Raw genomic sequence first — 19,251 nt, forward strand, 5'->3', positions numbered from 1 at the left:
ACTGACCTTGGAAATGCCGCGCCCCAATTCGTCCGTGCTGTCGCGCAAGGCAGATCTTGTCGCGCGGCTGCAACAGGTGCTTCGAGCTGATGCGGTGATCTCGGACGAGGCCGAAACCCGCGCTTATGAATGCGATGCACTGACGGCCTACAAGTGCCCGCCGCTGTTGGTCGTGCTTCCGTCCTCGACCGAGGAAGTTTCACAGATACTGCGGATTTGTCACGAAATGGACGTGCCGGTCGTGCCGCGCGGGGCCGGAACGTCGCTTGCCGGCGGCGCCCTGCCCAGCGGGGACAGCGTGATTCTGGGGGTCGCGCGGCTCAACGAGGTGCTCGAGACCGATTTCGACAACCGTTTCATCCGCGTGCAAACCGGCAAGACGAACCTTTCGGTGACAGGCGCCGTGGAAGAGAACGGTTTTTTCTACGCGCCGGACCCGTCCAGTCAGCTGGCCTGCGCGATTGCCGGCAACATCGCGATGAATTCGGGCGGCGCGCATTGCCTGAAATACGGCGTGACGACGAACAACCTTCTTGGTGTGACCATGGTGCTCATGGATGGCACCGTGATCGAGTTGGGCGGCGCGCACCTGGACGCGGCCGGGTATGACCTTCTGGGGCTGATCTGCGGGTCCGAGGGGCAGCTCGGGGTCGTGACAGAGGCGAGTTTGCGCATCCTGCACGCGCCGGAGGGCGCCCGCCCCGCGTTGATCGGCTTCGATAGTAACGAGGTGGCCGGCCGGTGCGTGTCGGACATCATCAAGGCCGGGGTGCTGCCGGTCGCCATCGAATTCATGGACCGGCCCTGCATTCGCGCGACCGAAGCCTTTGCCGGGGCGGGGTATCCCGATTGCGAGGCGTTGCTGATCGTCGAGGTCGAAGGCAGCGACGCGGAAATCGACGAACAGCTTGCCCGGATCACCGAGATCGCGCAGCGCCACGACCCGGTGGAGCTGCGACAAAGCAGTTCACCCGAGGAAAGCGCCAAGATCTGGCTGGGCCGCAAATCGGCCTTCGGGGCCATGGGGCAGATCAATGACTACATGTGTCTGGATGGCACGATCCCGGTCAGCGAATTGCCCTTCGTGCTCAAGCGGATCGGCGAGATGAGCCGGGAATTCGGGCTGGATGTCGCGAATGTCTTTCACGCGGGTGACGGAAACATGCACCCGCTGATCCTGTTCGATGCGAACCAGCCGGGGCAGCTGGAAACCTGCGAAGCATTGGGGGCCGAGATACTCAAGCTCTGCGTCGAGGTCGGCGGCTGTCTGACGGGTGAGCACGGTGTCGGCGTGGAGAAGCGGGATCTCATGGTCAATCAGTACGCGCCGGAGGACCTGGAGTGCCAGATGGCCGTCAAGGATGTTTTCGACCGGAAATGGCTGCTGAACCCGGCGAAGGTTTTCCCGTTGCAGGCATCGCACGCGCGCAGAAGCCACGGCGGCTGATGCGGAACGGAGAGACAATGCTGACACCGGAAACCGAAGACGATCTTGCAGCCCTCGTGGCTGAGGGCGCCACGCCCTTCCGGGTGTTCGGGGGCGACACGCGGCCGTTGGGCGCCCCTGTCAACGCAGCCCCGTTGTCAACGCGCGCAATGTCCGGGATCGGCCTCTATGATCCCGGTGCCTTGACCATGGTCGTGCGAGCGGGCACGCCACTGGCCGAGGTCGAGACGGCTCTTGCCGCCGAGGGGCAGCGCCTTGCCTTCGAACCGATGGACCACCGCGGTTTGCTGGGCACCGAGGGAACGCCAACCATCGGCGGGGTTGTTGGGGCCAATGTGTCCGGGCCGCGCCGTATTCAGGCCGGGGCTTGCCGCGATTTCGTGCTGGGGGTCCGCTTCGTCGACGGGCGCGGGCAGGTCATCAAGAATGGTGGCCGCGTGATGAAGAACGTGACGGGCTATGATCTCGTCAAGCTGATGGCCGGCAGTTACGGCACCTTGGGCATCATGACCGAATTGTCGCTCAAGGTACTGCCCGACACGCAGATCACCAACCTTGTCACGCTGCGGGGGCTGGATGATGCCACCGCCATCAAGGCCCTGTCGCGCGCGCTGGCATCGCCCTGCGATGTGACAGGGGCCGCCCACCTTCAGAAAGGTGAGGCAGGCGCGCCTGTCACGATGATCCGGATCGAAGGTTTCGCGAACTCGGTTTCCTATCGAGCCGGTGAATTGCAGAAGCTGTTGGCGGGGTATGGCGAGGTCACCTTGGACAATGATGACGAGTCCGCCCGCGCGGCGTGGGCGTCGGTGCGCGATGTCGCGCCGTTTCACGGACGGCCGGGCGACGTCTGGCGCGTTTCCACGAAACCAACCGACGGCCCGGGGATCGTTGCCCGCCTGCAAGATGTCGAGGCGATATACGACTGGGGCGGCGGGCTGGTCTGGCTTCTCGTGCCGGAAGGCAGCCAGCAACAGACGATCCGGCGCGCGGTTTCGGAGCTTGGCGGCCATGCCATGCTGGTCCGGGGGGGCCGGGCAAGCGGCGCCTTCCAGCCCTTGGCAGGCCCCGTCGCGGCCTTGCAGGAGGGCCTGCGCCACCGCTTCGATCCGCGCGGCCTGTTCAACCCGGGGCTCATGACGGCCATGGACGCGGCATGATCGGCCCGGTATTCCTTTCAATCCGGTCGCCCGTTGCGCATCGCGCGCAGACCGGGCGGCGCATGGTTCATACGGGCCGGTCTTCATGAAAACGGAATTCACCACGCAGCAGTTGCAGGACCCGGATGTCGCCCGATCGAACGAGATCCTCAGGGCCTGCGTGCACTGCGGTTTCTGCACCGCGACGTGCCCCACCTATCAGGTTCTGGGGGACGAGCTGGACAGTCCGCGCGGGCGCATTTACCTGATCAAGGACATGCTGGAAAACGAGCGTGTGCCGGATGACCGCACGGTGACGCATATCGACCGCTGCCTGTCCTGCCTCGCCTGCATGACGACCTGCCCGTCGGGCGTGCATTACATGCATCTTGTCGACCATGCGCGCACCTATATCGAGGAAAACTACAAACGGCCGATGGGAGAGCGGCTCCTGCGGTGGATTCTGGCGCGTATCCTGCCCTACCCAGGGCGTTTCCGCTTGGCGCTGCTCGGCGCCAAGATAGGTCGGCCCTTTGCCCGCCTGGTGCCGGACGCACGGCTTCGCGCCATGCTCGAGATGGCGCCCAAGCGGATCCCGCCAGTGAGCCGCAATGATGATCCGCAGACCTTCACGCCGAAAAACCCGAAGCGGAAGCGCGTCGCGCTCATGACTGGGTGCGCGCAACGCGCGTTGAACACGGATATCAACGACGCGACCATCCGCCTTCTGACGCGGTTGGGCTGCGAGGTCGTCGTGGCGGAGGGGGCGGGCTGTTGCGGCGCGCTGACGCACCACATGGGCAAAACCGACGAAAGCCACGGCACCGCCGAACGGAACATCCGGGCGTGGTCGCGCGAAATGGATGCGGGCGGGCTGGACGCCATCGTGATCAACACGTCCGGGTGTGGCACGACCGTGAAGGATTACGGCCACATGTTCCGCAACACGGCCCTTGCCGAGGACGCGAAGAAGGTGTCCGAGATCGCGGTGGACGTCTCCGAACTGCTGATGCAACTGGATGTTCCCGCGACGCAGGGCCAAGACATCACGGTGGCGTACCATGCGGCCTGCTCCCTGCAGCACGGCCAGCAGATCAAGACCTATCCCAAGCAATTGCTCAAGCAGTGCGGTTTCGCCGTGGTCGAGCCGGCCGACAGCCACCTGTGTTGCGGCAGCGCGGGTACCTACAACCTGATGCAGCCCGCGATTTCCAAACAACTGAAGGACCGCAAGATACGCACCCTGGAGGCAAAGCAACCCGATATCATTGCAGCCGGAAATATCGGCTGCATGATGCAGATCGGTTCGGGCAGCGATGTCCCCGTCGTGCATACGGTCGAGCTGCTGGACTGGGCGACCGGTGGTCCGGTCCCGCCGGTGTTGGAAGAAACCGACGCGACGGTTCCGAAATTGCGCTGAGTGTCCAAAATTCGCCCCAGTTTCCTGTTATGCAACGCGCAACTAGGGCACGGAGTGGATGTTTTGCGCGGATTTCTTGCTGTCTTCCTTTTCCTTCTGGCGACGGGCGCCGCGACTGCCGGCGACAGCCGGCTGCAGCGGCTGGATACAGGCGATGACGGCCGTGCGTGGGAAGCGGTCGGCCGTCTGGATCTTGCCGGGCGCGGGTTTTGCACGGCCACGCTGATCGCGCCGGACGTGGTGCTGACGGCCGCGCATTGTCTTTTTGACAAGGTGGACGGATCGCGGCTGGAAACCTCGAAAATCGAGTTCCTTGCGGGCTGGCGGAACGGCCGCGCCTCGGCCTACCGCCGGATTCGGCGCGCGGTGCTTCACCCCGATTACGATTTCAGTGCCGACGTGTCGTCGGACCGCGTGCGCAACGATATCGCGCTGCTGAAACTGTATCATCCCATCCGCAACACGCGCGTGATCCCGTTTCAAACCGACAGGCAACCGCGCAAGGGGGATCGCATCGGGGTCGTGAGTTATGCACTGGATCGTGCCGAGGCGCCATCGCTTCAGGAAGTGTGCGACGTGATGGCCCGCCAGCAGGGGATGCTCGTGATGTCGTGCGAGGTGGATTTCGGATCCTCCGGGGCGCCGATTTTCAGTTTCGACTCCGGGCAGGCGCGGGTGGTTTCGGTAGTTTCGGCAATGGCCGAACTTGACGGGCGCAAGGTTTCGCTCGGGACCGAGCTACAGGACTCGCTTGACCTTTTGCGGTCGCGGCTGACGCCCGGCGGTCGGGGTCTTGCGGAAGAAGCGCCGCGAATACCCGAGCAAGGCACGCGGCAGATATCCGGGGCGAAATTCGCCAAGCCGTGATATCCCGACAGGTGGCGGGATCAGCGCGCGTTTCCCGCTTGCGGGGCAGGTCCGTGCGCATCGCGGCAATGTTCTGTTTTGGTCTTGAAAGGCCTCGTCCCGCTGCCCACATACCGGCTGTCCGGCGCCACCAATGGGCCGGACAGGGAAGCCTGTCCCAAGAGGGAAGGCAGATAACCAGTTATCGCTCAACGGAGGATGACAAATGCGCAATCTTGATTTCGCACCGCTTTACAGGGCAACCGTCGGTTTCGATCAAATCGCCGACATGATGGACAGGGTTCTGTCAAGTGATGTGGCCCAACCCACATATCCCCCCTACAATATCGAGAAGACGGCCGATGACGCGTATTGGGTTTCCATAGCCGTGGCAGGATTCTCCGAAAACGACCTGTCGGTCGAGGTCAAGGAGGGGCAGCTCCTCGTGTCTGCGCGCAAGGCGGATGACGACGGCGAGCGGACCTATCTGCACCGCGGCATCGCGACGCGCGCGTTCGAACGCAAGTTCCAGCTGGCCGATCATGTGCGGGTGACCGGCGCGACCCATGCCGACGGCATGTTGCACATCGACCTTGTCCGCGAAGTACCGGAGGCGCTGAAGCCCCGACGGATCGAGATCGCGAGCAATCGCGCCATCGAAAAAGACGTCGTCGATACGTCCGCGGTGAACTGAGGCCGCGACGCGTTGACGAGAAACGCCTTGCCATCACGATGGCAAGGTGTCGTGCGGAAACCTTAAGGAACCGCGCGCCGCCAATCGGCGCGAGGTTTTTTGTCAGGCAGCGTCAGGCTGCGTGGCGAAGCGTTCATAAAAGGTGGCATTGCGTTCGGCCATGTCGCGCAGCAATGCCGGCGGCGTGAACCGCGCACCGAAACGGGTTGCCAGATCGTCGCACCTTTCTGCGGCATAGGGCGTGCCAAGCATGTCAAGCCAGCTGAACGGGCCGCCGGACCAAGGGGCGAACCCCCACCCGAGAATGGCACCGACATCCCCTTCGCGGATGTCTTCCAGCACGCCTTCCTCCAGCGCGCGGACGGCCTCCAGGACCTGTGCGAACATCAGCCGGTGCTGCACCGTGATCAACTCGGGCTGGTCGCTGCCATGCGGAAATTTGTCAGCCAAGCCGGGCCAATAGCCCAGCCGTTTGCCCTTCTCGTCGTAGTCGTAGAACCCCGCCCCGGCCTTCCGGCCCAGCCGGCCTTCGCCTTCCATCCAGAAGATCACCTCGTCCACGGCGTCGTCGGGGTAATCGTCACCCATTGCCGCCCTTGTGGCGCGGGCGATCTTGGCCCCAAGGTCGATGCTTGTTTCATCCACCAGTTGCAGCGGCCCCACCGGGAAGCCCAACTGGCGCGCCGCGTTGTCGATGAGCGCCGGCGCGACGCCCTCGGCCACCATGCGAATGCCCTCGTTGATATAGGGGATGATGCAGCGATTGGCGTAAAAGAACCGTGCGTCGTTCACGACGATGGGCGTCTTGCGGATCTGGCGCACGTAGTCCAGCGCCTTGGCCACCGCGCGGGGCCCGGTTTCGTTGCCCTTGATGATCTCCACCAGCATCATTTTCTCGACGGGGGAAAAGAAATGTATGCCGATGAAGTTCCCGGGCTTGCTGCTGGCCTTGGCCAGTTCGCTTATCGGCAGGGTGGAGGTGTTCGTGGCGAAGATGCATTCGTCACCGACCACCTCGAGGACGTCCTTGGTGACCTCGGCCTTGATCGTCGGGTCCTCGAAAACGGCCTCGATGATCAGGTCGCATCCTTGCAGCATGGCGTAATCGGTCGTGGCGGTGATCCGGTCAAGCGTTTCCGCCTTCGTCGCTTCGGTCGCCTTGCCGCGCTTTATCCCGGCATCCATGTAATCGGCGGTGTAGGCCTTGCCCCTGTCTGCCGCGTCCTGTTTCTGGTCGATCAGCACGACGTCGATCCCCGCCTGCGCGGAAACGAGCGTGATGCCCGCCCCCATCATGCCGGCGCCCATGACGCCGACTTTCCTGACCTTCTGATCCTCGACATCGGGGCGGTTCGCGCCTTTTTCCAGTGCCTCCTTGTTGATGAAGAGCGAGCGGATCATCGCGGCCGAGGACGGGTTCATCAGCACGTTGGTGAACCAGCGCGCCTCGATCCTCAGCGCGGTGTCGAATGGTACGAGCGCGCCTTCGTAGACGGCCGACAGCAATGCCTTGGCGGCGGGGAAGGCGCCCTGCGTGCGGCCGTTGACCATGGCGGACGCGCCGACGAAGGTCATGAAGCCGTCGGGATGGTAGGGGGCCCCGCCGGGCATCTTGTAGCCCTTTTCGTCCCACGGTTTGACGATCTTGGGGTCGCTGAGCACCCATTCCCGGGCCTTGGCGAGCAGGTCGTCTGCCGGCACGACCTCGTCCACCACGCCGGCGGACTTGGCCTTTTTCGGATCGTTCAGCTTGCCTTCGAGCAACAGCGGCGAGGCGGCCATCGCCCCCATCTTGCGCACGAGCCGCGTGGTGCCGCCCATGCCGGGAAAGATGCCCACCATGATCTCGGGCAGGCCGATCTTGGCCGATGCGTTGTCCGCCGCAAAGATCCGGTGACAGGCAAGTGGAATTTCCAGCCCGATACCGAGCGCGGTGCCGGGCAGGGCGGCCGCGACGGGCTTGCCGCCCTTGTTCTTGTCGTCCATGCCCGCGCGTTCGAGCTTGCGCAGGATGCCGTGCATCCGCATCAGCCCCTCGAACAGGCCCTTGGCCGGCGCGTCCCCGGCCTTTTCCTTCATCCGGGCGATGATGTTCAGGTCCATCCCCCCGGCGAAGCTGCCCGCCTTGCCCGAGGTGATCACGATGCCCCGCACCGCGTCGTCGGCCAGCGCCTCGTCGATGAGCGTTTCGAGATCGTAGAACCCCTGCTCGGTCATGACATTCATCGATTTGCCGACCGTGTCCCAAGTGATCACGGCGACGCCATCGGCGCCTTTTTCCATCGTGAAATCGGTCATTTGCTGTCTCTCCTGTCCGGTCGCCGCATCATACGCGTTCGATGATGGTGGCGGCGCCCATGCCCGAGGCCACGCAGAGCGTGGCGAGGCCGGTTTCCTTGTCGGCGCGTTCCAGTTCGTCCAGAAGCGTGCCGATGATGATGGCACCCGTGGCGCCCAGCGGGTGGCCCATGGCGATGGCGCCCCCGTTCACGTTGACCTTGTCGTGATCGACATCAAACGCTTGCATGAACCGAAGGACGACCGAGGAAAACGCTTCGTTCACCTCGAAAAGGTCGATATCCTTGATCGACATGCCGCTGTCCGCCAGCGCTTTCTCGGTCGCGGGCAAGGGGCCGGTCAGCATGATGGTGGGGTCGGTGCCGATCTTGGTGGTCTGCCGGATCCGCGCACGGGGCCTGAGCCCCCATTTTTCGCCGAATGCCCTGGACCCGACCAGCACGCCGGCCGCGCCATCGACGATGCCCGAGCTGTTGCCGGCATGGTGGATGTGCTCGATCCGCTCCAGATGGGGATATTTCAACTTGGCCACGGCATCGAAGCCGGGCATGACCTCGCCCATGTCCTTGAAGCTCGGCTTGAGACTGCCGAGGGATTGCATGTCGGTGTCGGGGCGCATGTGTTCATCCCTGTCGAGGATGCTCAGGCCGTTCTGGTCGGTCACCTCGATGACGGATTTCGCGAACCGCTCGTGCTGCCATGCCTCGGCGGCGCGTTTCTGGGACTCGACCGCGAAGGCGTCGGCCTCGTCGCGCGTGAAACCGTATTCCGTGGCGATGATGTCTGCGCTGATGCCCTGCGGCACGAAGTAGGTTTCCATGGCCACGCTCGGGTCAACGGCGATCGCCGCCCCGTCGCTGCCCATGGCAACGCGGCCCATCATCTCGACACCGCCGGCAATGTAGGCGTCTCCGGCACCGCCGCGCACCTGGTTGGCGGCAAGGTTCACGGCTTCCATGCCGCTGGCGCAGAAGCGGTTGATCGACAAGCCCGGCATCCGCTGGTCTAGCGACGAGGCCAGAACCGCCGTCCGCGCCAGGCACCCGCCTTGTTCCTTGACCTGCGTGGCATTGCCCCAGATCACGTCCTCGACAGCGTGGCCGTCAAACCCGCTCCGATCCTTGAGTGCGTCGAGCACCTGCGAGGAGAGCCGCACGGCGGTCACCTCGTGCAGGGCGCCATCCTTGCGGCCCTTGCCGCGCGGCGTGCGCACGGCATCGTAGATATAGGCGTCGGTCATCTGTGTCTCCTCGGTCAGGCGCGGTCCGCGGGGGATCCGGGCATAAGGTCATAGGGGTGTTTCCAACCCGGCAGCGCAGCGATGTTGGACAGCCATCGGTCGATTTCGGGCCATTCCGCGCGGTCAAACCCGAATGGCTCGGGGTAGAAAAGATAGCCGCAGCAGCTGAGATCGGCATTTGTCACCGCGTTGCCCACGATCCAGTCGCGCCCCTTCAGATGAGCGTTGAGCGCGGTATACGCCGCCTTGAGCCGCCCCTGCATGAAGATGATGACCTCGGCCGGCCGCTTTTCCTCCGGCAGGAAATTCATCAGAAAGCGCGTCATGCCCGCCTGTGAACTCAGCTTGTGATTGTCCCAGAACATCCATCGCAGAACCTCGCGCGCCTCTTCGGCCGACGTGCCGCCGAACTTGCCCGTCTTTTCCGTTACATAGGTCTGCATGACTGCGGATTGCGTCAAGGCCACGTCGCCGTCGACCAGAACGGGCACCTCGCCCATGACGTTGAGTGCGCGGAATTCCGGCGTGCGGGTCTCGCCCCCGAAGAAATCGACGAAGACGGGCGCCCATGAGAGCCCGGCGAGTTCAAGCGCCAGCGCGGCCTTGTAGGCATTGCCGGATTCGCCGAAACAATGGAGTTGAATGGTCATGGCGCGGCTCCCGGCCCAAATGTCTGAAGCGAGTATTTCCGGCAAGATGAAACGATCGGGCATTCACCTGATGTTAACGCAAAGACGTTGTGATCCGATTTGCGGTACAGGCTGGAGAGCCGATGGCCGTGCAAGGTGAAGCCCTGTCCCGGTGACTGATGCCATTCGGCCCGCGCACCGGGCAGGGTGCCTTCGTGCCATTCATCTTGCCGCAAATACTCCACGGGGGTCCGGGGGTGTGAAACCCCCGGTTCCACAGGATGAGTATGTAGCGGGGCCTGAGGGATCGTGGCGTATTGCCTGTCGGTTCCGTCATCCTCTCCCTCGTGCTGCCACAGATGCGTTGCGCGCGGGTATCGGCCCACATTTCGGCGATGTCGTACTCGGCGATGTAGCCGTAACCGCCATGAAGCTGCAGGCATTCGTCCAGTACCTCGCCCTGCGCATCGGTCAGCCAGTATTTCGCCATCGCGGCCTTTTCGACATCGAATTGTCCCGCGATGTGGTCGGAGAGGCATGAGAAAGGTGCGACAGAGCACTTTTGTTGTCCTGCATTGGGCCAGTTTGAAACGGGTGTGCAGCCGTGTTGTCAGGGTCGACGAGCCGAGGGATTGAGGCTGTTTCGCACGGGCAGTGTGGCGCGTCACGGCTCTCTTCACCACGTTCAGGAGGGCGCACCCGATGAACAACTGTTCTTTCGGCAGTCTCTTCGTCACTTGGCAGACGCCGGGGCCGTCCTCGGGCCGAGAGATACGCGAATGGAAAGGATTTCTACGGTTGGCAAGACTGAACTGTGCCGATATCTCCGCCCGCAGCTGATGATCTTTGGTCATCCATGTCATGGGATCACCTCAGCGTTTGCGGGCGTCGAGCTCGGAGTTGAAAATCCTCAGCCGGTGCGTGAACGTGTCCTCGTCGATCACGCTGTCGAAGTTCTCGAAGAGGAAGGACAGTGCCTCGCCCTCGTCCAGCCCGGCTTCCTGCGCGAATTTCCGCAGCCGGCGGTATCCATCCTCGGTCATGGCCGCGTTGAACCGGCGGGTCAGGCGAAAGCGTTTCGGCATTTTTCCTTCCTTTCCGGCGCCGCTCGGGGCGCCTGCAGTCTCAGAACTGTTCGGCCTCCAGCGCCATCACGGGACCGGCCCCGCTTTCGATTCGCGCCAGGTGCATCGCGGTCGCGGGCAGGCGGCGTTTCATGTAGTAACGCCCGGTTGCCAGCTTGGCGCGGTAGAAGGACTCGTCGGAGGTGCCGGCATCCAGCGCCGCCTGTGCTGCCCGGGCCATCTGCGCCCACATGAGTCCAAGGCAAACGTGACCGAAAAGGTGCATGAAATCGTAGGACCCTGAAAGCGCGGCATTCGGATTCTTCATCCCGTTCTGCATGAAGAACATGCCGGCAGACTGCAAATGCTTGGACGCGTCCTTGAGCGGGTCGAGGAAATCGGCCTTGATGGCGTCGTTGTCCTCGTTTTCCTTTATGAAGTCCTTGACCATGTCGAAGAAGGCCATGACGTGCTTTCCGCTGTCCTGCGGCAGCTTGCGCCCCACGAGGTCAAGCGCCTGAACGCCGTTGGCGCCTTCGTAGATCATGGCGATCCGGGCATCGCGGGCGAACTGGGACATGCCCCATTCCTCGATATAGCCGTGCCCGCCGTAGACCTGCTGGGCGAGGATCGTCATGTCGAAGCCCTCGTCCGTGAGAAAGCCCTTGATGACAGGGGTCAGCAGGCTGATCATGCCGTCGGCCGCCTCGTCCCCGCCCCTGTGGGACCGGTCGATCATGCTGGCGCCCCAGAGCATGAAGGCGCGCGCCCCTTCGATGAAGGATTTCTGGTCCATCAGGGCGCGCCGGATGTCCGGATGCACGATGAGAGGGTCTGCCGGGCCGTCTGGGTTCTTGGTGCCGGTCACGTCCCGGCCCTGCAGGCGGTCCTTGGCGTACTCGAGCGCGTTTTGATAGGCAACCTCGGCCTGGGCCAGCCCTTGCATGCCCACGCCGATGCGCGCTTCGTTCATCATGGTGAACATGGCGCGCATGCCCTTGTGTTCCTCGCCCAGCAGGTAGCCGGTCGCGCCGTCATAGTTCATCACGCAGGTGGCGTTGCCGTGAATGCCCATCTTGTCCTCGAGCTTGCCACAGCTGACGCCGTTGCGCTCACCAGGGCTGCCGTCCTCGTTCACGAGAAATTTTGGCACGATGAAAAGCGACACGCCCTTGATCCCCTCGGGCCCGCCGGGGATCTTGGCGAGAACGAGGTGGATGATGTTCTCGGCCAAGTCATGTTCGCCCGACGAGATGAATATTTTCTGGCCGGTCAGCCGGAATGTCCCGTCCCCGCGCGGTTCGGCCTTGGTGCGCATCAGGCCCAGATCGGTGCCGCAATGCGGTTCGGTCAGGTTCATCGTTCCCGTCCAGTCACACGAGAACATCTTGGGCAGGAACGTTGCCTTCTGATCGTTACTGCCATGCGCGAGAATCGTGGAGGCGGCTCCGTGGGTCAGGCCCTGGTACATGGTGAATGCCTGATTGGCGCCCGAGAACATCTCGCCGACGGCGGTGCCCAGCAGGTAGGGCATGTTCTGTCCGCCGTACTGCTCGGGCAGGTCCAGCGCCGTCCAGCCGCCTTCCTTCATCTTTTCGAAGGCATCGCTGAAGCCCTCGGGCGTGCGCACGACGCCGTTTTTCAGAACGCATCCCTCCCTGTCGCCGGTCTGGTTCAAGGGCGCGAGCACTTCTGACGCGATCTTGCCGGCCTCCTCCAGAACGGCCGACGTGAATTCGCCGTCCAGATCGGCATAGCCCGGCGTATCGGCCTGGCTGACCTTGAGGACGTCATGCAGCACGAACTGCATGTCCTTCGTGGGGGCGGTATAACTGGGCATCTTGATCTCCCTGAACTTGCCTTGCGGTCCGCTGCGGTTACTCGGCGGCCTTTCTGCTCTGCCTGATCGAGGCGATCATCTTCTCGCCCCATCTCATCTGGTCCCGCAGGTCGGCGATGGCCTCTTCGAGTTCATCGCGCTGCCTTTCCAGGTCGGCCAGCCGCTCGCGGGCGATCTCGTAAGATTTTGACAGCTGCGTGAGCTGCTGATCCCCCTTGTCGTAGAGGTCGAGAAGTTGACGGATTTCTTCAAGGCTGAAGCCGAAGCGTTTGCCACGCAGGATGAGCTTGAGCCGCGCACGGTCGCGGCGGGTGAAAAGGCGCCTCTGGCCTTCGCGGAAAGGGAAAAGCAGTTCCTTGGATTCGTAGAACCGCAACGTGCGGGGCGTGACGTCGAAATCGTCGCACATCTGGCGGATCGTCATCGTGTCTTCGGTCATCTGTCTTCCTGTGCAGAACGGATCGTGGCCCGGTACCTGCGTTTGTGATGGCCGAGATACAATACTCCCCGGCTTTGACGTAACCGATACGTTGCGTCACTTTCAGGTTGACGTAGGATCAGCCAAGGTAAATCGCGGCGACGTGCAATAATGTTGCGCCGGAATACGTTACCTGTCGGGCAGGGACGCGGCGGTTTCATCGCGCAGGGCCTTCAGTTCGGCGATGGCCTCGTCAAGCTGCGCGCGTTGTTCTGCCAGCTCCTCGAGCTGGCTGTCGGCCAGCGTGATCCAGCTGCGCATCTGGGCTTCCGTGCCTTCGTGCTCGTAGATGAGGAGCCACTGGCGGATGTCCTCCAGCGCGAAGCCGAATTTCCGGCCACGCAGGATCAGCGTCATCCGCGCGATCTCACGCGGCCCGTAGAAGCGTGTGCGCCCTTCGCGCTCCGGCGCCAGAAGCTCGATATACTCATAATACCGCAGGGTGCGCGGCGTCACGTCGAACTTCGCGCACATCTCCTTGAATGACAGGCGTGTTTCTGACATGTCGCTTGCTCCCCTTCGATTAACGTAAAAGCAAGTCTTTCCAAGGGCAACCGCGCCCCCTTGAAGCGGGCAAACAAACAGGCTCATAAAGGTGGCGGCACCGTCGGAGGGAACAATGAGCGCAGACAAGAAGAACATAGCCGAACGATTCATAAGCGCCATTCCGCATTCAAGGGCGCTCGGCATGGAGCTTGGCGCGATAGGGGACGGCAGCGCCGCAATCACCATGGACTATGACCGCCGTTTTGTCGGTGACCCCGATACGGGCGTGATCCATGGCGGTGCCGTGTCGGCGCTGATGGATACGTGCTGCGGTGCCGCGGTGATGAGCCACCCGTCATCGCCGGGCGCGACGGCCACCATAGACCTGCGCATCGACTACATGCGCCCGGCCACGCCCGGTCAGCGTATCGTGGCAAAGGCCGAATGTTACCACGTCACACGGTCGGTGGCGTTTGTCCGGGCCCGTGCCACGGATGATGACACGGGCAACCCGGTCGCGACCGCGACCGGCACTTTCACGGTGGAGGTTGCACCATGAACCGTGCGCGCCCCGAACCAGTTCAGGTCGTGAAACAACGCCGGGATGCCGCGCTCAACGCGCTGGTTCAAGGCGTTCCCTATATCGGATTCCTGGGTATCGGTTTCGAAAGGCGTGGCGATGAGTTGACGTCAATCATGCCTTTTGATGACAAGCTGATCGGCAACCCGCAATTGCCGGCCCTTCACGGAGGGGCGACGGCGGCTTTTCTGGAAGTGACGGCGATCATCGGGCTCAGTTGGTCGATGTTGTGGGACGAGGTCGAAAGCGGTGAGCTGAGCGTCGTGGAGTTGGAAAGCGGCAATCTGCCCCGTCTTCCGAAAACGATTGATTTCACCGTTGATTACCTGCGAACGGGGCTGCCGAGGGATGCGTATGCCCGTGCCCAGATCGCGCGGTCGGGGCGGCGTTACGCGTCGGTTCACGTCGAGGCGTGGCAGGACAATCGCGCGCGGCCTTTCGCGCAGGCGACCGGTCATTTCCTGATGCCGCGCCGCGATGCCTGACAAAAACCCGGCTCTGACGCATCGGCGTGTTCTCAAGATCGCCGTTCCCATCGTGTTGTCGAACGCGACAGTGCCGATACTGGGCACGGTCGATACCGGCGTGGTCGGCCAGATGGGCGAGGCGGCCCCTATCGGCGCCGTCGGGATCGGCGCGATCATCCTGTCGGCGGTTTACTGGATTTTCGGCTTCCTGCGCATGGGGACGACCGGCTTGACAAGCCAGGCGCGCGGGGCCGGGCGGCAGGGTGAAGTGGCCGCGATGCTGACACGGTCCTTGCTGATCGGTCTGAGTGGCGGTGTCGCCCTGATCGTTCTGCAAGTTCCTGTTTTCATGTTGGCCTTTCAACTGGCGCCCGCCAGTGCCGAGGTCGAGTCACTGGCACGGGACTACATGGCGATCCGGGTCTGGAGCGCCCCCGCGATGATCGCCATATACGGGGTTACCGGGTGGCTCATCGCGCTGGAGCGGACGCGCGCCGTGCTGGCCATTCAGGTGTTGATGAACGGGCTGAACATCGTGCTGGATCTGTGGTTCGTTCTGGGCCTTGGCTGGGGTGTCGACGGGGTGGCGCGCGCTACCGTCATCGCCGAATGGAGCGGTCTGGCGCTTGGTTTCTGGTTCTGCCGGGATGCCTTTGCCGTGCCAGCATGGCGAGACTGGGCGCGGGTCTTCGAGCCGGTGGCGCTGCGGCGGATGGCGGTGGTCAACACGGACATTTTCCTGCGCTCCCTGATGTTGCAGGGGATATTCGTTTCCTTCCTGTTCATCGGCAGCCGTTTCGGGGACGTGATCTTGGCCGCGAACCAGGTTTTGCTGCAATTCCTGCATGTTACGGCCTATGCGCTTGACGGGTTCGCCTTTGCCGCCGAGGCGCTGGTGGGGCAGGCGCTGGGCCGGCGGGATGGCGGCGGGGTAAGGCGGTCCGCCGTGATGACGAGCCAGTGGGGGCTGGGCGCCGTGGTGCTGCTGGCGGCCGCGTTCGCGCTGGGCGGGGGAGCGATCATCGACATCATGGCGAAGGCGCCGGATGTGCAGGACGTCGCGCGCAACTATCTGATTTACATGGTTTTTGCGCCGCTTCTGGGGTTGGCGGCGTGGATGCTGGACGGGGTGTTCATCGGGGCGACCCGCACGCGGGACATGCGCAACATGATGGCGATCAGCCTGGCCTGCTATGTCATTGCGTTGGCCGTGTTTTTACCCCTTTTCGGCAATCACGGGTTGTGGCTGGCGCTGCTGGTCAGCTTTGTCGTGCGGGGGGTGACGCTGGGCCTGCGCTATCCCGCGCTGGAGACGAGCGCGCGGGGCTGAGGGCCCGGAAATACCTGAAAATCGGCTTCGGCATCGCGTCGGTATCGCGCAGGTATCGCGACGGTGCGGTCGCGCGGTCGTCATGGGCGGCTGTCACGGGCGGCAAATCACCGCTTTACGGAAAATACAAAATGTATACAACTTGTATCAAACCGGAGATTCGCCATGACCAAGGACCGCAAGCATGCCTGTCTCGAAGATCTGCGGGCGCGCATCCTGACGCAGGATATCGCGCCGGGCAGCGACCTTGACGAGGCCGCGCTGTGCGCGCGTTACGGGCTGTCGCGCACGCCCATGCGCGAGATCATCCAGCGGCTGAACGGGGAAGGGTACGTTCGGCTGGCGCAGAACCGCGGGGCCAAGGTGGCCTCGATGGACCTGCCCGTGATGCGGATGTTCTTCCAGACCGCGCCGATGATCTATGCCAATGTCACCCGTCTTGCCGCCGAGAACCGGCGCCGCGACGAGATCGGGCCGCTGGAGGACATCCAGGAGGCGTTCCGCCGTGCCACGCAGGCCGGCGATGCCAGCGAGGCTGCCATGCAGAACCACCGGTTCCACCTGCAGATCGGCGAGATGGCGCACAACCCCTACCTGCTGGCCGGTCTCAAGCGGATGCTGATCGACCATACGCGGCTGAGCCAGATTTTTTACCGGCCGGCCTCGGCCGACGAGAAGCTGCGCGTGGCTCGGGCCTGCGAACATCACGACGCGATGATCGTGGCCATCGACCAGCAGGAGTCGGCGGTGGCCGTCGACCTGACGCTGGAACACTGGAACCTCTCGCGCGACAGGCTGGAACGTTTCGTCAGCCCCGATCCCCTGCCGATCGACGTGATCCCGATGAAGGACCGAGAAGATGCGATTTGAGGGGATCTGGACACCCATCATCACGCCCTGCCATGACGATTTCGGCATCAACGAGGACGCGCTGGCCGAAACCGTCGAGTTGCTGATCGGTGCCGGGGTGCACGGCATCATCAGTGCCGGCACGACCGGCGAGTATTACGCGCAGGATTTCGAGGAGCGCCTGTGGCTGGGCCGCTGCACGAAGGAGCTGATCGCGGGACGGGTGCCGATGGTGATGGGCACCGGCGCGCTGCGCACCGAGGACAGCATCGACTACGCCAGATCGGCCAAGGAGATCGGCGCGGACGCGATCCTTGTGGCCACGCCGCCCTATTCCATGCCCACGGGGCGCGAGATCGCCCTGCACGCGCTGGCGATCGACCGCGCCGTGGACATGCCCGTGATGCTGTACAACTATCCCGACCGGATGGGCGTGAACATGGACGAGGAAACGCTCGACCGGCTGGGCCGGTCACCGAATTTCTGCGGGATCAAGGAGAGTTCGGGCGACATCAACAGGCTGCACATGATCGCGCGGGATTACCCGCATCTGGGGCTGCTGTGCGGCATGGACGACCAGGCGCTGGAATTCTTCGCTTGGGGGGCGCGGGGCTGGGTCTGTGCCGGGTCCAATTTCGCCCCCGAGGCGCATGTCGCCCTGTACCGGGCCTGTGTCGAGCAGGGCGATTTCATCAAGGGCCGGGCCATCATGAGCGCGATGATGCCCCTGATGCGGGTTCTGGAGCAGGGCGGCAAGTTCCTGCAGTGCATCAAGCACGGGGTGACGATGCGGGGCATCGAGGCGGGGCCGCCGCGCCGTCCGCTGCATCCGCTGAACAAGGATGACAAGCGCGCACTGGAAGAGGTGATCCGCACCATGAACACGGCCATTGCCGCGATCGAGGGAGAAGGCAGATGAGCGAGTTGCTGACGGCTGGAGAATACGGCGCCATCGCCGCCGATCTGGACCTGCCCCGCGCGCCTTTCGTGGATGGCAAGTTCCGCAAGGGCAACGGCCCGGAACTGGACACGGTGAACCCGGCCACGGGCGCGGTCCTGGCGCGGATCGCCACGGCGGATGCGGGGGACGTGGATTTCGCCGTCCGGAAGGCGCGCGAGGCGTATGAGCGCGGGGACTGGGCCCGCGCGCATCCGTCTGCCCGCAAGGACGTGCTGATCCGGCTGTGCAAGCTGATCACGCGGCGGCGGCACGAATTCGCGGTGATGGAAAGCCTTGATTCCGGCAAGCCGATCCGCGACTGCGCGTTGATCGACCTGCCCGAGGTGATCCACACGATCAAGTGGCACGCCGAATTGATCGACAAGATCTATGATCAGGTGGGGCCTTCGGGCGACGAGGCGATCTCGATGATCGTGCGCGAGCCGCTGGGCGTCGTGGCCGCGGTGCTGCCGTGGAATTTCCCGCTGCTGATGATGGCGTGGAAGATCGCCCCGGCGCTGGCCGCCGGCAATTCGGTCATCGTGAAGCCGGCCGAACAGACGAGCCTGACGGCGCTGCGGCTGGCCGAGGTGGCGCACATGGCCGGCGTGCCGCGCGGTGTGCTGCAGGTGTTGCCGGGCGACGGGCCGGGCGTGGGCGAGCCGCTGGGAACGCATGACGGCGTGGACATGGTGAGCTTCACCGGCTCCACCGAGACCGGCAGGCGGTTCCTGCGCTACTCGGCCGACAGCAACCTCAAGAAGGTGGTGCTGGAATGCGGCGGCAAGAACCCGGCGGTGGTGCTGGCGGATGCCGAGAACCTCGACCACGTGGCCGGGCACGTGGTGAACGCGGCCTTCTGGAACATGGGGGAGAACTGTTCGGCCAATTCGCGGCTGATCGTGCACAAGGCGGTGAAGGCGCCGCTGATGGCGCGGATCGTGGCGCGGCTGCGCGACTGGAAGACCGGCGATCCGCTGGACCCGGCCAACCATCTCGGGGCGCTGGTGGATGCCGAGCATTGCCGGAAGGTGACAGGGTACCTCACCGGCGAGGCCGTCGCCGGGGGTGATGTGCGGGGCAATTTCGTGACGCCGGCCGTCTACGAGGTGGACAAGGATGATCCCAGGGCGCGCGAGGAGATTTTCGGCCCGGTGCTGAGCGTGATCGAGGTGGCCAGCGCGGCCGAGGCGATCGGGCTGGCCAACGATACCGGGTACGGGCTGACCGCGAGTGTCTTTACCGGCAACGTGCGCCGCGCGATCCGTGCCGCGCGCGACATCCGGGCCGGGACGGTGACGGTGAACTGCTATGGCGAGGGCGACATCACGACCCCGTTCGGCGGCATGAAGCAATCGGGGTTCGGCGGCCGGGACAATTCCGTCCATGCCCATGACCAGTTCACCGAGATGAAGACGATATGGATCGACCTGACCGATCCGAAGGACGGGGATGACGTGGGATGAGTGACGTGGTGGAAAAACGGGCCGCGCGGCGCGGCCGC

Annotated in this window: 19 protein-coding genes; 11 read left to right on the forward strand and 8 right to left on the reverse strand. The window is 63.8% G+C overall.

Going from position 1 to position 19,251, the window contains the following annotated elements; genetic code table 11:
- Positions 1 to 7: 7 nt before the first annotated feature.
- From ACH107_RS08950 to ACH107_RS08970, 5 genes are all read left to right on the forward strand, one after another.
- Positions 8 to 1,447: an FAD-linked oxidase C-terminal domain-containing protein gene (locus ACH107_RS08950; protein ID WP_412505524.1), complete on the forward strand. Its 1,440-nt coding sequence runs from the start codon at positions 8 to 10 to the stop codon at positions 1,445 to 1,447.
- 20 nt (positions 1,448 to 1,467) lie between these two features.
- Positions 1,468 to 2,607: an FAD-binding protein gene (locus ACH107_RS08955; RefSeq protein ID WP_412505540.1), complete on the forward strand. Its 1,140-nt coding sequence runs from the start codon at positions 1,468 to 1,470 to the stop codon at positions 2,605 to 2,607.
- An 85-nt stretch (positions 2,608 to 2,692) separates the two neighbouring features.
- Positions 2,693 to 4,006: a glycolate oxidase subunit GlcF gene (gene glcF, locus ACH107_RS08960; RefSeq protein WP_412505525.1), complete on the forward strand. Its 1,314-nt coding sequence runs from the start codon at positions 2,693 to 2,695 to the stop codon at positions 4,004 to 4,006.
- Between the two features lie 63 nt (positions 4,007 to 4,069).
- Positions 4,070 to 4,873: a trypsin-like serine peptidase gene (locus tag ACH107_RS08965; RefSeq protein WP_412505542.1), complete on the forward strand. Its 804-nt coding sequence runs from the start codon at positions 4,070 to 4,072 to the stop codon at positions 4,871 to 4,873.
- A 205-nt stretch (positions 4,874 to 5,078) separates the two neighbouring features.
- Entirely contained in the window at positions 5,079 to 5,546 is a 468-nt protein-coding gene (locus ACH107_RS08970; RefSeq protein ID WP_412505526.1) for an Hsp20 family protein, read from the forward strand.
- Between the two features lie 102 nt (positions 5,547 to 5,648).
- Here ACH107_RS08970 and ACH107_RS08975 read toward each other — a convergent pair whose 3' ends face one another.
- The 8 genes from ACH107_RS08975 to ACH107_RS09010 all read right to left on the reverse strand — a co-directional run bounded on the left by ACH107_RS08975 (position 5,649) and on the right by ACH107_RS09010 (position 13,599).
- Complete coding sequence (locus tag ACH107_RS08975) at positions 5,649 to 7,844, reverse strand: 3-hydroxyacyl-CoA dehydrogenase NAD-binding domain-containing protein (protein WP_412505527.1); 2,196 nt, start codon at positions 7,842 to 7,844, stop codon at positions 5,649 to 5,651.
- Between the two features lie 28 nt (positions 7,845 to 7,872).
- On the reverse strand, positions 7,873 to 9,084 hold the full coding sequence (locus ACH107_RS08980) for an acetyl-CoA C-acetyltransferase (protein ID WP_412505528.1): 1,212 nt from the start codon (positions 9,082 to 9,084) through the stop codon (positions 7,873 to 7,875).
- Between the two features lie 14 nt (positions 9,085 to 9,098).
- Positions 9,099 to 9,734, reverse strand: coding sequence for a glutathione S-transferase family protein (locus tag ACH107_RS08985; protein WP_412505529.1), 636 nt, complete (start codon positions 9,732 to 9,734; stop codon positions 9,099 to 9,101).
- A 73-nt stretch (positions 9,735 to 9,807) separates the two neighbouring features.
- Complete coding sequence (locus ACH107_RS08990) at positions 9,808 to 10,188, reverse strand: acyl-CoA dehydrogenase family protein (RefSeq protein ID WP_412505544.1); 381 nt, start codon at positions 10,186 to 10,188, stop codon at positions 9,808 to 9,810.
- Positions 10,189 to 10,585: 397 nt separating this feature from the next.
- Positions 10,586 to 10,798 carry a hypothetical protein gene (locus tag ACH107_RS08995; RefSeq protein WP_412505530.1) on the reverse strand — a complete coding sequence of 71 codons (213 nt, stop codon included), beginning with the start codon at positions 10,796 to 10,798 and terminating at the stop codon, positions 10,586 to 10,588.
- 40 nt (positions 10,799 to 10,838) lie between these two features.
- Positions 10,839 to 12,617, reverse strand: a complete 1,779-nt coding sequence (locus tag ACH107_RS09000) for an acyl-CoA dehydrogenase C-terminal domain-containing protein (RefSeq protein ID WP_412505531.1) — start codon at positions 12,615 to 12,617, stop codon at positions 10,839 to 10,841.
- 37 nt (positions 12,618 to 12,654) lie between these two features.
- A complete protein-coding gene (locus ACH107_RS09005) occupies positions 12,655 to 13,056 on the reverse strand; it encodes a MerR family transcriptional regulator (protein ID WP_412505532.1) in 402 nt (133 codons plus the stop codon).
- A 168-nt stretch (positions 13,057 to 13,224) separates the two neighbouring features.
- Entirely contained in the window at positions 13,225 to 13,599 is a 375-nt protein-coding gene (locus ACH107_RS09010) for a MerR family transcriptional regulator (RefSeq protein WP_412505533.1), read from the reverse strand.
- Between the two features lie 115 nt (positions 13,600 to 13,714).
- Between ACH107_RS09010 and ACH107_RS09015 the strand changes: the two genes are divergently transcribed.
- From ACH107_RS09015 to ACH107_RS09040, 6 genes are all read left to right on the forward strand, one after another.
- On the forward strand, positions 13,715 to 14,140 hold the full coding sequence (locus ACH107_RS09015) for a PaaI family thioesterase (protein WP_412505534.1): 426 nt from the start codon (positions 13,715 to 13,717) through the stop codon (positions 14,138 to 14,140).
- Positions 14,137 to 14,646, forward strand: a complete 510-nt coding sequence (locus ACH107_RS09020; protein ID WP_412505535.1) for a PaaI family thioesterase — start codon at positions 14,137 to 14,139, stop codon at positions 14,644 to 14,646. The genes ACH107_RS09015 and ACH107_RS09020 overlap by 4 nt, the downstream gene beginning before the upstream one ends.
- Positions 14,639 to 15,958, forward strand: a complete 1,320-nt coding sequence (locus ACH107_RS09025) for an MATE family efflux transporter (protein ID WP_412505536.1) — start codon at positions 14,639 to 14,641, stop codon at positions 15,956 to 15,958. Before ACH107_RS09020 ends, ACH107_RS09025 begins: the two co-directional genes overlap by 8 nt.
- 165 nt (positions 15,959 to 16,123) lie before the next feature.
- Positions 16,124 to 16,828 (forward strand): GntR family transcriptional regulator, encoded by a 705-nt coding sequence (locus tag ACH107_RS09030; RefSeq protein WP_412505537.1) that lies wholly within the window; start codon positions 16,124 to 16,126, stop codon positions 16,826 to 16,828.
- Positions 16,818 to 17,726, forward strand: a complete 909-nt coding sequence (locus ACH107_RS09035) for a dihydrodipicolinate synthase family protein (protein ID WP_412505538.1) — start codon at positions 16,818 to 16,820, stop codon at positions 17,724 to 17,726. Before ACH107_RS09030 ends, ACH107_RS09035 begins: the two co-directional genes overlap by 11 nt.
- Positions 17,723 to 19,213, forward strand: coding sequence for an aldehyde dehydrogenase (locus ACH107_RS09040; protein ID WP_412505539.1), 1,491 nt, complete (start codon positions 17,723 to 17,725; stop codon positions 19,211 to 19,213). The genes ACH107_RS09035 and ACH107_RS09040 overlap by 4 nt, the downstream gene beginning before the upstream one ends.
- The last annotated feature ends 38 nt before the right edge of the window (positions 19,214 to 19,251 follow it).

It is taken from the genome of Roseovarius halophilus (ex Wu et al. 2025) (assembly GCF_047086965.1).

Excerpts from the sequence above, each read along its gene's own strand:
- ACH107_RS09020 (WP_412505535.1), top strand. The coding sequence starts at position 14,137 with ATGAACCGTGCGCGCCCCGAACCAGTTCAGGTCGTGAAACAACGCCGG.
- ACH107_RS09005 (WP_412505532.1), bottom strand. The coding sequence starts at position 13,056 with ATGACCGAAGACACGATGACGATCCGCCAGATGTGCGACGATTTCGAC.
- ACH107_RS09030 (WP_412505537.1), top strand. The coding sequence starts at position 16,124 with ATGACCAAGGACCGCAAGCATGCCTGTCTCGAAGATCTGCGGGCGCGC.
- ACH107_RS08975 (WP_412505527.1), bottom strand. The coding sequence starts at position 7,844 with ATGACCGATTTCACGATGGAAAAAGGCGCCGATGGCGTCGCCGTGATC.
- ACH107_RS09000 (WP_412505531.1), bottom strand. The coding sequence starts at position 12,617 with ATGCCCAGTTATACCGCCCCCACGAAGGACATGCAGTTCGTGCTGCAT.
- ACH107_RS08995 (WP_412505530.1), bottom strand. The coding sequence starts at position 10,798 with ATGCCGAAACGCTTTCGCCTGACCCGCCGGTTCAACGCGGCCATGACC.
- ACH107_RS09035 (WP_412505538.1), top strand. The coding sequence starts at position 16,818 with ATGCGATTTGAGGGGATCTGGACACCCATCATCACGCCCTGCCATGAC.
- ACH107_RS09010 (WP_412505533.1), bottom strand. The coding sequence starts at position 13,599 with ATGTCAGAAACACGCCTGTCATTCAAGGAGATGTGCGCGAAGTTCGAC.
- ACH107_RS09040 (WP_412505539.1), top strand. The coding sequence starts at position 17,723 with ATGAGCGAGTTGCTGACGGCTGGAGAATACGGCGCCATCGCCGCCGAT.
- ACH107_RS08985 (WP_412505529.1), bottom strand. The coding sequence starts at position 9,734 with ATGACCATTCAACTCCATTGTTTCGGCGAATCCGGCAATGCCTACAAG.
- glcF (WP_412505525.1), top strand. The coding sequence starts at position 2,693 with ATGAAAACGGAATTCACCACGCAGCAGTTGCAGGACCCGGATGTCGCC.
- ACH107_RS08970 (WP_412505526.1), top strand. The coding sequence starts at position 5,079 with ATGCGCAATCTTGATTTCGCACCGCTTTACAGGGCAACCGTCGGTTTC.
- ACH107_RS09025 (WP_412505536.1), top strand. The coding sequence starts at position 14,639 with ATGCCTGACAAAAACCCGGCTCTGACGCATCGGCGTGTTCTCAAGATC.
- ACH107_RS09015 (WP_412505534.1), top strand. The coding sequence starts at position 13,715 with ATGAGCGCAGACAAGAAGAACATAGCCGAACGATTCATAAGCGCCATT.
- ACH107_RS08980 (WP_412505528.1), bottom strand. The coding sequence starts at position 9,084 with ATGACCGACGCCTATATCTACGATGCCGTGCGCACGCCGCGCGGCAAG.